At 34.8% G+C, this 13,094-nt stretch carries 6 protein-coding genes; all 6 read right to left on the bottom strand.

Annotated features, from left to right (window positions below; genetic code table 11):
* Position 1 precedes the first annotated feature (1 nt).
* A complete protein-coding gene (locus AC6IWN_RS15425) occupies positions 2-3,061 on the bottom strand; it encodes a leucine-rich repeat domain-containing protein (RefSeq protein ID WP_497988475.1) in 3,060 nt (1,019 codons plus the stop codon).
* 108 nt (positions 3,062-3,169) lie between these two features.
* Positions 3,170-4,069, bottom strand: a complete 900-nt coding sequence (locus tag AC6IWN_RS15420; protein WP_497988473.1) for a leucine-rich repeat domain-containing protein — start codon at positions 4,067-4,069, stop codon at positions 3,170-3,172.
* Positions 4,070-4,256: 187 nt separating this feature from the next.
* Positions 4,257-6,071 (bottom strand): leucine-rich repeat domain-containing protein, encoded by a 1,815-nt coding sequence (locus tag AC6IWN_RS15415; RefSeq protein WP_497988471.1) that lies wholly within the window; start codon positions 6,069-6,071, stop codon positions 4,257-4,259.
* A gap of 122 nt (positions 6,072-6,193) precedes the next feature.
* Entirely contained in the window at positions 6,194-8,611 is a 2,418-nt protein-coding gene (locus tag AC6IWN_RS15410) for a leucine-rich repeat domain-containing protein (RefSeq protein ID WP_497988469.1), read from the bottom strand.
* Between the two features lie 58 nt (positions 8,612-8,669).
* The gene (locus AC6IWN_RS15405) at positions 8,670-10,472 is read right to left on the bottom strand and encodes a leucine-rich repeat domain-containing protein (RefSeq protein WP_497988467.1); all 1,803 of its coding nucleotides are present in this window, start codon (positions 10,470-10,472) and stop codon (positions 8,670-8,672) included.
* 120 nt (positions 10,473-10,592) lie between these two features.
* The gene (locus AC6IWN_RS15400) at positions 10,593-13,025 is read right to left on the bottom strand and encodes a leucine-rich repeat domain-containing protein (protein WP_497988466.1); all 2,433 of its coding nucleotides are present in this window, start codon (positions 13,023-13,025) and stop codon (positions 10,593-10,595) included.
* Between the last annotated feature and the right edge of the window lie 69 nt (positions 13,026-13,094).

Here is a 13,094-nt window from a genome sequence, read left to right as displayed (position 1 = left end):
TTTAATTTTTTATAATTTTAAACGTCAATTTCTTTGTACCTGTAAAGTTTCCTTTTCCCGTGATTATAACCGTAGCGGTTCCTGGCTTATTATTGTCTTTATAAGAAAGAGTAAAATCATATTTTACGTGAATGGAAGCGTCAGTGAATTTTACGGAAGGTTTTAAGTCTCCTCCTGTGTAGGCTAAGTAACTTATAACTTTTGCCTTAAAGTCTGAAATTGGCCTTTTTGTAATCTGGAATTTCCTTTGCACAGAGCCACTATATTTGCTGATTCCATAAATAGTAGCAGTTGCGGTGCCAGCATCATAATTATTTTCGTAATAGATGCGATAATCACGATCTTTTTTCAGTACGCTTGAACCATCCTTTACAACTGCCTCCGGTTCAATCCAGTCAAAATTAAAAGGAATGTTAGTAGATGTAAGGCGCACATTTTTCTTTTTAATTGTTTTTGCATTCTTATAAGAATAATTGACTTTGGAGTCTTTTGCATATTGCTCAGCATTACTTCCCGGATTACAGTATAATCGGAATGGTTGGATAACGGTCTCAGGATAATCAGCCTCATCACTCTTATAAAATCCAATTGCAAACTCACCGATACTTGTTACTGTATCAGGAACTGTTAAATCAGTGAGTTTGGTGCAGTGATAGATTGCGTATGCATCAATGGTGGATAAATGCTCTGGTAATGTCATGCGTTTTAAAGAGGTGCAAAATGCAAAAGCGGAGTTGCCAATCCAAGTAATCGTATTCGGAAGAGTAATATTAACTAAATTTTTTTGTTCTGTGAAAGCGCCATCACTAATAAAAGCTGTGTTATCATTTAGCGTTAAGTTCGTGTTGTTTGGCATAGATCCTTTATAAATATAAGCGGTGTTCCCAATATAAACTAACCCGTCTGGTTGATTGCTTAACCAGGCAGTGTCTGTGAAAGCCTCGCCCTTCACTTGAACATCATTATTCGTTAATTCAATTGTAGTCAAATTACGACAACCGGAAAATGCTTTTGCTTCAATGTACTTTACACTATCAGGAATTGATAGGCTAGATAAAGCGTTGCACCCTGAAAAAGCCTCTTCTCCAATGGTATTTACGGAATGAGGGATGGCGATACCGGACAATGAAGTACAGTCAGAAAAGGCTCGGTTGTCAATGGAGGTTACTGAATCAGGTATGGTAATATTAGTCAGAGCAGAACATCCGGCAAACATACCAGCTGGTATGGTGGCAAGTCCATTAGGAATGTTGATACCTGTTAGTTTACTACATCCTGAAAACACACCAAATCCAAAACTATTTACAGTGGTTGGAATAGATATTGTAGTCAAATTATTGCAACTTTGAAAAGCGTCATCTAAAATCGATGTTACAGAAGCCGAAACTAGGTAAGCAGTATCAGCTTTTTGTGGAGGATAGAATATTAATTCCGTTTTGTCCTTGTTATATAATACACCATCGATACTACAAAAACTTATATTTCGATTATCAACTTCCACACTTGTAAGGTGGCTTAGGTTATAAGCATATAATGTATTAGGGTTGATTTCTGATAAAGTTTTAGGAATATGTAGAGTCTGTAAATTCTCCAGTGCCTGACAGGCTGAGAAGAAATCATCTGCACTAGTAATTCCTTCTGGCAAAGTTAAGTCTTGTAGATAGGGAGTTTTATCGAATGCTCTGGCATCAACGGAACGAACGCTGCTTGGAATAACATAATTGGCGTTAGTTTTACCATTAGGGTATATAATTAAGCTATTCATTGCCTTGTCATAAACAACTCCGCGGGAGCTGGTATAATTAGGATTGTTCCTTGAGATGGTTATTGCGGATAGTTTTTGTGCATTCTGGAATGCTACTGCGCTAATTTCTGAAACTGTACTTGGAATATAGATATTTAATAATCCGGAATCAGAAAATGCTTCATCTTGAATTGATTTAACGTTTGATGGAATATTAATATGGGTTAAGCTTTTACACCCGTTGAAGGTACCTACAGCGATTGTATCTACATTTTCAGGTATTTTTATCTGGCTTAACTCGACACAACCGCCAAAAGCAGAAGAATTAATGGTATCAATAGTATTTGGCAGATTGATTTTTTTTAAACTTAGGCAACCTGCAAAAGCTGCATCGTCAATTACAGATACACTGGAAGGTAAGGTGATATTGGTTAATGAAGAACATCCTGAAAAAGTTTCTTTTGATATAATATTTATATTACCTAAGATTTGAACATCACTTAATTTTTTTGCGTCCTTAAAAATACCGTCCCCAAGATTTGTTGCATTATTTGGGATGGTTATATTAGTTAGATATTCAGAGTTACTAAATGCATAATTAGAGATTTGTAATACACTATCAGGAATTGTGAAGGTCTCACCTGGTTTGCTTGCTGGATAGCAGAGGAGTATTGTATTGTTCTCCGTATATAAGATGCCGTCTATACTAGTTAACCTTGAATTATTTTGAGATACGGTTATACTTTTAAGGTTTCTACAACCCTGCAATATATTTGAACTGAATCGAATTAAATTACTAGGAATATTAATGGATATTAACCCTGTATCTTGAAAAGCGCTATCACCAAGTGTAGTCAGTTTTTCTGGAAGAGTAATATTTTTTAAATTACTGCAACCCTTAAACGCAACTTCACCAATATATTTTAAACTTTCAGGGAGAGTGACCTCAGTTAAATTACTGCAATTTATAAAAGTATATTCGTCTATTTTGGTGACACCATTTGGAATGATAACTTTCTTTAATGGGGTATAGGATCCGAAACAACCAATTTCTTTCACGGGGCGTCCATTAATTTCACTTGGTATTACCACGGTTTCTGCTTTTCCTTCATAGTCTGTAATAACGATTCCATCTTTGTTCTCTACATATTTAAAATCACCGTATGTTTTTTTATCGACCCCTGTATCAGTATTGGTAGTCGTACTTTTGTCTCCGGCCTCTTTACTTTTTTTGATTGAGCTTAGGTATATCAAAGAAGTTGCAATACCTAACATTATAATGATTAGTATAGATATTAATAATATTTTCTTCTTCATGATTATCTCCACTTTTTATTTTTATGAATTAATAATAGAATTGATTCGCAATATAATTCATTCTTTTATTCATTATGAATGTCTGTAATATCGAAATCACCATAAGTACTATGTCTCTGGTGTATTCGGAATTGGTGTAGAATCCTCCGGCGTATTGGTGGGTTCAGGTGGCGCTAAATAAATAATGCCGAATTTTTTTGCATATTTTTCAGCGGAACTATTTGCATTACAATAGATTATAAAGTTTGGAAGCAGAGCTTTACTGTCAGAAGCAGGACTCTTTCTGTTATTATAGAAACCGAATGCATAGTCACCTATATCAGTTGTTTCATCAGAAATTGTTATGCTTTTCATATTAACGCAGTTGTAAAATGCATATTCCCCAATATTGAAGAGGGTAGACAGGGAAGTGATTTTTGATAAATATTTGCTGTTTTGGAAAGCATAATTGGCAATGACGGATACACTTTCTGGTATTATGTAATCAGTTCTGTTTTTATTAGCAGGATAACTGAGTAAGCTTGACTTATCTTTTGAAAATAGTACGCCATCTATATCACAAAAATCTTTGTTGCGTTTATCAACGGTTATATTAACTAAATTATTAAGCGATGAAAAAGTCGCAGCAGAGATACCTTTAATACTTCTTGGTATTATTAAACTCTGTAAGTTGGAACAGTTAAGCGCATTAGGACGGAAGTGTTTTAATTTATTCGATAGAGTTAAAGTGATTAAGTTGGGAGCATGACCAAATGCATAACTCTCGATTTCCTTTACGCTGTTAGGAATGGTAAAACTAGAATTAGTCTTACCATCCGGATAGATAAGGAGTATAGTTCTTGCTTTATCATAAATAACACCATTCACCGAGATGTAAGTAGCATTTTCGCTTGATATATGAAGTTCTTTCAGGTTTGGGCAATCTTGAAAGATATAAAACATAAAGTTATGATACATAAGCTGATTTAAATGATAGATTTCTTTTTCATATAATCCTCCAATATTCAATGCAGTCTGCCGCTGGTATTTGTTATAAATTGGTAACTAAAAACAATTATAATACTGCTAGTCTTAAAAAGCAATACATGGTAAGAAAGGAGTCTTTATGTATGAACTGGTTGTAAAAGATGAAAAGGTTCTATCTCATATTGTGATATGGGATAGAACCTTCATAGTGTATATCATATGTAAACATCTACTTAGCGCCATGATAAGAATACGCGATTTTATACTTCATAGCATAACGTTCACCTTCGGTATCTATTCCACATGTAAGTCGGAAGGATGGTAATGGAGTCATCTTAGCAATAGTATAGTTATCACTCTCCTTTGCACAAAAGCCTAGCGCATTATAACCAATAAACGTAATAGAATTGGGTAGATCGATAGTTTTTAAATTAGTACAATTTAAAAATGCATACTCCCCTATAAAATCCATCATAGGTAAATCAACCTTAGTTAATTTTTTGCAATTGATAAATGCATAATCGGCTACTACTTGCACACCATCTGGTACTCTGTAATAGGTAAGATTTTTAGCAGGAGGGAAACGATATAATCCTATAAAATCCTTGGAATATAAAACACCATCTATACTTGCATAATCTAAATTACTCTTATCAACTGTGATATTGGACAGTTTATATAAATGACTGAAGGAAGCTCCAGCTATTCCTTTTGCTTTTGCAGGTATATTGATCGTTGCTAAGTTAGTACATCTAAGGGCTTCGGGGTAAAGTTCGGTTAATGTATTGGGTAAGTTTAAGGTGAGTAATTTTGGAGCTGATCCAAAAGAATCACTCATGACATTAACAACTCCTGCGGGAATTGTATAAGTGGCATTTGTTTTTGCGTCTGGGTATATAATAAGCTTCGTTTTCTTTTTACTGAAAACTACACCACCTAAACTAGAGTAAGAAAGATTTTTACTGGATACTCCAATGCCTGTAAGTTTCATACAGTTACGAAAGGCAGTAGGAGATAAAGTCTTTACATTCTCAGGAATAGTAATCTTGGTTAAACCGGAACCAGCAAAGGCGCGAGCATCAATGGAATCGATTTCTTTGGTTAATACTATTGATTTTAAATTTTTACAATTTTCAAAAGCACTTTGACCAATTGTAAAGGCATCGGAAGAAAGCGTTACGCTGGTTAATGAGGTACATCCATAAAATATCTCTTTAGGTATGACATAATTGCCATTGGGTATTTTTACTGATTTTAATTTTGTACAGTTAGCAAATAAGCCATTATCAAGTGCATGAACGCTATTTGGTATTGTTACTTTGGTGAGATATTTGTTATAAGCAAAAGCATAATTGCAAATTTCAAAGACCTTATTAGGAATGGTATACTTTGAGGCCGTCTTTGCAGCAGGATAGTAAAATAGAGTTTTTTTATCCTTGGAGAACAATATACCATTGACTGTTGTATACCTTGTATTGCTACGGGATACACTTATCTTGCTTATGTGAAGACTGCCCTTAAAGGTTTCTCCATTTATACCGTATAGTTTGGAAGGGATATAAAAACTTTTTAAACCAGTATTGCTGAATGCATAGGTGCCCACGGTTTTTATTTTTGAGGGCAACGTAATGCTTGTTAAGCTACTGCAACCGTAAAAGGCATTGTTACCGATTGAAGTTACGTTTTTTGAAATTGTTACAGAGGATAATTTGGTGCATCCAGAGAAAGCATTACTCTTAATTGTTGTGACACTGCTAGGAATAATCACTTTTTTTAAAGTTTTATTATAGGCAAAGCCTTGAATTTTTTTTACCGACTTTCCATTTATTTTACTAGGGATTGTGACAGTTGTTGCTTTGCCTGTATATTTTGTAATGGTAATATCCGATTTACTTTCACTATACTGATAATCTTTATAGGTTGCTGCCTTTGCTGTAACAATGTTCGTACCGGTTACATTTGAAATCATACTTGGTAGAGGTAGAACTGATAAACTTAATGATAGAACTAATGTGGTTGCTAATACTATAATTTTCTTTTTCATTTTTCCTCCATTCCACTTATAAAATTTTATAGGACATGGATTACATTAATTGGTAATCCATGTCCTATTATAATACTATCAAATTGGAAAATCAATACATACGAATTAGGGTCATATTTGCTCTATGCTTTTGCAGAGCGCACGGAGGAATAACTGCTATATACTTTCTTGCCTTTTACTGTCATATAAGCTTTTACACGGTAATAATATGTTTTTCCGGAGGTTAATCCCGTCTTGGTGTAGCTTATGGTACTTGAAGTGGCATTTTTAACAACAGAGTATTTACCTGTACTGGATGTAGACATTTCAACTACATATCCTGAGGCTCCGGTAACCTTAGACCATTTTAAATCGGCTTTGTTTGAAGAGGATGTAGTAGTCAGGTTGGGAATGCCTAGATTAATCTTAAAGGTCTTGGTTACGGTTCCGCTAAATGTGCTTGATCCGGTGATTTTAACAATAGCTGTTCCCGGCAGTATATTATTGGAGTATACTGCACATATGTTATAATCAGAATAAGTGTGGTCATTAACAGGGTCGGTATAATGTAAGATAGGGGTACCCTTATGAATATCAATCTGTGTGTATATGCTTGGAATACATGGTTTTCCAGTATAGGTATAGCTAGTTTGTCTGAGTGTTACATTCACCTTTGAGAGTGGTTTGGGTATTACAGTAAAATTCCTTTGAAAGGAACCGGTGTAGTATCCGATACCTGTAATTGTGGCAGTGTAATTCCCTAAGTTATAAGCTCTTGTACGAACAGTGTAATCAACATCCTTTACTAATTGTTTTGTGCCATTTTTAATAACTACGTTAGGTACAATATAACCATAATTACTGAATTCCACCGTTTTACTAACGGTTATGTCTTTCAGTGTGGTGATTGACTTGGCTCCTGAATAGGAATAAGGAACTTTATTTCCTTTTGCATACTTCTCTGATTGACTCCCTTTTGCGCAATAAAGTCGAAAGTTTGGTATGTTATCGACCCACGAATCATCTCCATCCGGATCACCAAGCTCTAGGCCGAATGCATATTCACCAATTTTTGTTACACTGCTTGGTATGGTGAGACTTTTTAAATTCTCACAAGCAAAGAAGGCATGCTCACCAATTTGGATAACACTACTCGGTATTACAACGGAGGATAGATTATTTTGTCTATTGAAAAGTTTACCGTTAATGACCTTAGTGTTATTTCTTAGCGTGATTTTTGTATTAACCGGCATGTTACCTTTATAGGTATAAGCCATAGTTCCTATATAGACAACTCCTTTAGGCTGCTTATTATACCACCCAGTATTATTGAATGAAGAGCCATCGATGGTGAGGTTATTACTTGGTAATTTAAAGGTTGTTAACTTAGTGCAATTAGCAAAAGCCTCTCGATCAATATAAGTTATATTAGCAGGGATGGTGATATTTGTTAAGTTAATACAACTATCAAAAACATTTGGGTTTATCTTTGTTAAACTGGCTGGTAGATTAATTGAAATTAATTTGGTACATTTCGTAAAAGTAGCGTTGCCAAGATCCTTAAAGCCGGCTGGTAAAGACACTGTGGTCAGATGCTTTGAGTTGTCGAATGAGGAAGGAGCAAAGGATGTTACAGTATTAGGAACAGAATAGTGAGTAATTGCTTTGCAAGGTGGATATTTTACTAATCTTGTTTTGCTTTTATTAAATAATACTCCATCAAGACTGCTGTAATACTTATTTTTAGGATCAACATTTATCGTAGTACATTTCTCAGAAACGAAGAAACCGTATTCAATGTATCCCATGAGTTCTACACTTGCCGATATATTTAAAGTAGCAATATTGGTACTCATAAAATCATCATATCCGGTAGTGGTTATCCCGTTTGATAATGTTAGTGTAGAAAGGTATTTATTGCCGTCGAATGTATTATATACATAGGAAGTGACACTATTTGGCATAGAATAACTTTTATCCGGTTTTGATGGTGGATAGGTGATAAGCTTGGTCATTGTTTTATTATATAAAATACCATTTACACTCTTATAGCTAGAGTTGTAGCGCTGTACATTAATACTAGTTAAGGAAGAACATTCGGAAAATGAATCATCCGACAAGTATGAAACACTGCTAGGAATTGAAACAGAGGTTAGGGAAGTACAACGATTGAAGGCACCCTCGTCTATCGTTTTTAACCCTTCCGGCAACGATACACTTTTTAGTTTCTTACAATTAACAAAAGCATAAGATTCTATGGTTTTTACTCCTTTTGGGATTACAACCGAAGTTAGTGTTGGTGAGCTATTGAAGCCTTTAATATTCACAACAGGTTTACCATCAATTTTACTTGGAATGGTTATAGATGATGCGCTGCCGGTATAACCGGTAATATAGATTTCGCCATCACGGATTCCGTACTGATAGCTTCCAGAAGTAGCAGCCTTAGCAACGGTAACATTTGATTTGGTAATGCTTGATATATAATTTGGTATAGGTGATGCTACCATGGTAAGAGCAAGAACGATGGATGTAAATATAGCTAATATTTTCTTTTTCATAGAATTCTCCATTCTCGATTTAAATATAATCTAAAAGATTACATTACTACTCAGTTTATTAAGATTTAGAATTTATGTAGGAATATGGAATTTTATAATTCTTTGCATACAGTTCACCTTCACTATGTGAATTACAATATATACGAAATGAGGGTAAACGGGTCTTGCTTGCTTTGTTATAATTGTCACTTTCCTTGGCGCTAAACCCCAGTGCGTAATCTCCAATATAAGAGATTGAACTCTGAAGGGTTAAATTCTTTAATTTTGTACAGTTTAAAAAAGAATATTCTCCAATATAATAGAGATTAGGTAAATGTATCGATGTTAGTTTATTGCAGTTAATAAAGGCATAATCTGCGAATACTCCAACACTATTTGGTACACTGTAAGTAGTGAGATTTTTCGCAGGTGGATATCGATAGATTTTTGTTAAATCTTTGGTGAATAGAACGCCGCCGATACTTGCATACTCTTTGTTGTTCTTATCAACAGTAATGTTACTGAGTTTATTCAAATAGATGAAGTCATCGCTGTCAATTTGTGTTGCATTCGCAGGAATGTTTATGGTTGATAAGTTGGTACATTTAAGAGCGGAAGATCTTATATAATTTGCACCGTTTGATAGTGTTAAAGAGATTAATTTTGGGCAAGCACGAAAGGCATTTTCCGATATTATGCTAACACCCACAGGAATGGTATAACTGGAGTTCGTTTTTCCATCCGGATATTTAATAAGCATGGACTTATAGTTGTTGAAAAGAACTCCGTCGATACTTTTATACATGTAGTTATCGGCTGAAACATTTATAGCTGATAAGTTCATACAGTTATCGAATGCAGTTTCAGATAAGTATGTAACATTTTCAGGTAGATAAATTTTGGTGATACCTGAACCTGCAAAAGCGTTACTATCGATATCTGTTATGTATTTGGACAGGGTAATGTTTTTTAGACTCTTGCAGTTTTTAAAGGCATTTGTCCTAATATCAACTGCATTGGAAGTTATCGTAACATTGGTTAATGCACTGCATCCAGAAAAGAGATCGGCAGGAACATTATTAATAGGCATTTTTAATGTTGCCAATTTCGTACAGTTGAGAAATGCACCATCCATAAGGGATATGTTATTTGATGATGAGATACTATTTAAGTTCTTGCAGTATGCAAAAGCATAGAATAAAATAGTATCAACACTTTTGGGTATCAAGTATATTTTGTCTGTTTTAGCGGGTGGATAATAGAAAAGAGTAGTTTTATCCTTGGTAAATAATACGCCATTGACTGTTGTGTATGTGGAATTATTACGAGAAACGCTGATTTTACTCATGTGAATACTTCCCATAAAGGTTCCTCCGTTTACACCGTATAGCTTTGATGGGATGTAAAAACTAGTCAGACCGGTGTTGCTGAATGCATAGTAACCTAATCTTTCTATTTTTTCAGGAAGAGTAATGCTGGTTAATTTATTGCAGCCAAAGAATGCTCTGTCACCGATTGAGGTAATGTTTTTTGACATCGTTACAGAGGATAATTTGGTACAGCCAACAAAAGCATCATTTTGGATGGTAGTAACGGTATTTGGCAGGGTTACCTTTTTTATATTTGTGGATAGATACCTAATACTTCTTACCGGTTTTCCATTAATTTTACTGGGAACAGTGATAGTCGTTGCGCTGCCGATATATTTTGTAATGGTTATATCTGATTTGTTTTCAATAAATAGATAATTCTGCTTTGTTGCTGCCTTAGCATTGAGGGTATTCGTATTGATTACATTTGATATTATATTCGGTAGAGTAAGTACGGATAAACTTAAGGATAAAACAATTGTAGTAGCTATTGCTAAAATTCTCTTTTTCATTTTTCCTCCATTCTCTTATAATATTAAAAGGACGTGTATTACATTAATTGGTAATACACGTCCTATTATAGTACTATAAAATTGGAAAATCAATACATACAAATTAGGGTCATTTTTGCTCTATGCTTTTGCAGAAAACACCTTAGTGTAATTGCTATATACTTTCTTGCCTTTAATCGACATATAAGCTTTCACACGGTAATAGTAGGTCTTTCCGGAGGTTAAACCGGTCTTGGTGTAGTTTAAGGTGCTTGAAGTGGCATTTTTAATAACAGAATACTTACCTGTACTGGATGTAGACATCTCAACTACATAGCCGGAGGCTCCGGTTACCTTTGTCCATTTTATATCGGCCTTCTTTGAAGAACCTGTTAGTGTCATGGCAGGAGAGCCCAGATTAATTTTAAAGGTCTTGGTTATGCTTCCGCTATATTCATCTTTGCCATAGATTTTGACTGTGGCAGTACCAGGTAAGATGTTATTTGTATATTTAACATCCATCATAAAATAACCTGAATATGTGCCGTCGGGTTTTTTTCTTAAATAATGTTTGTAGGGCTCCTTCATATATAATTCACCTTTGGAATAGATGTCAGGTAAGCATGCCTTTCCTGTGTAGGTATAAGATGTTTGCCCTAGATAGAGATTTACCTTTGAGATTGGCCTTTTCGTAATGGTAAATTTCTTATTGATGGTGCCGGTATAGTTACCCATACCAGAAATTGTGGCGGTGGCAGTACCAATTCTAGAATTATCTTCTGAGCTGACCGTGTAGTCAACTCCCTTTACTAGTTTCTTAGTGCCGTCTTTCATAGTTACACTAGGGAGAACTTCGGTATGATCTAAATATTCCGCTGTTTTACTGACGGTGGTTCCTTTTAAGGTGGCTATTGATTTCGCTCCAGGATAGGAATATATCACCTTATTATTCTTTGCATACTTCTCTGCTTGACTTCCCTTGGAGCAAATCATTCGGAAGTATGGCAGATGCCATGGATCGCCCCCATCCGGATCACCAGATACCCTGCCAAGTGCACATGTACCAATTGACGTAACACTGCTTGGAATGGTTATAGTTTTTAATCCGTAACAGTCAAAGAATGCATAATTACCTATCTTAGTTACACTACTTGGTATTACGATGGAAGTTAAATCTTCTGCATCATAAAATAGGCTGCTATTAATAGTCTTTGTATTGTTACTGAGCGTTACCTTTGTATTAGAGAAAATTTTTCCTTTATAAGCGTAAGCCATTGTGCCAATATAGATCACGCCGTTAGGATGTTTGTTATACCAAGCTGTATTATCAAAAGCGGTTGTATGAATGGTAAGATTATTATTAGGTAATTTAATATTTGATAACTTAGTACAATTCAAGAATGCTTCTATATCAATATACGTTATATTTGTTGGAATAGTTATGCCTGCTAAACTGGTACAGTTTTGAAATGTTTTGTAATTAATCTTGGTTAAACCGGTAGGGATATTAATCGATGTCAATTTGGTACAGTTATAAAATGCATACTCTTCAAGACTTTTTAAGCTGTTCGGTAACGATATAATTGATAGCTTTTTGGAATTCGTAAATGCACTAGCAGATATTGTTGCTACGCTATTAGGAACAGTATAGTGAGTGTTTGTTTTGTTTGGTGGATATCTTAACAATGTAGTTTTACTCTTGTTAAACAACACGCCATCAACACCACTATAATATTTATTATTGGCATCTACATTAATTGCGGAACATTTCTCGGAGACGATAGATTCGTAATCATCTATTGACTTGACACCGGAGGAAATATTTAATGTAGCAATATTGGTATGTTGGAAAGCCCCATAACCAATACTGGTAATACCACTAGATAATGTTAGAGTGGAAAGATATTTATTGCCGTAAAATGCATTATATCCAAAAAAAATGTTGTCAACATAGCAAGTAACACTGTTTGGCATGGTATAGCTATTTCCCGGTTTTGAAGAAGGGTAGAGAATCAGCGCGGTCATCGCTTTATTGTAGAGGACTCCATCCACGCTTTTGAACTTTGTATTGTTGCTTTTTACTGTAATATTTGTTAATCCATCACAATAATTAAATGATCCAGAGCTTAAGGTGGTTACTGTGCTTGGAATTGTGATGTTTGTTAGTGCGGTACATCCTGAAAAGCCGTTAATTTGGATAGTAGTTAACCCTTCCGCTAGTGATACGCTTTTTAATTTCTTACAACCATTAAACGCATTATAATCAATTGTTTTTACAGTGTTTGGAATAACAACGGAAGTTAATGTTGATGAATCACTAAAACCACCAATGCTTACAACAGGCTTGCCATTTATTTTGCTAGGTAGAGTTAGTGAAGAGGCTTTGCCTGTGTACTTAGTAATGTAAATGCCTCCATTTTTGATATCGTATTGGTAACTTCCTGAGGAGGTAGAAGCTTTCGCTATGGTTGTGTTTGATGCTGTTATGCTTGAGATGTATGGTGGTACCGTGTTGGCAACGATACTCAAGGTAAGAATTATTGAAGCAGCTATTGCTAAAACTTTCTTTTTCATATCTTCTTTTCATCTCCTTTAATAAAATAATAGGATTCACATTCCTAGATATGGTAATGCGAATCCTAT

The organism is Variimorphobacter sp. HTMS_6, from assembly GCF_059717775.1.
The sequence above is the reverse complement of the archived record's forward strand: the minus strand, read 5'-3'. Positions and strand labels throughout refer to the sequence as shown.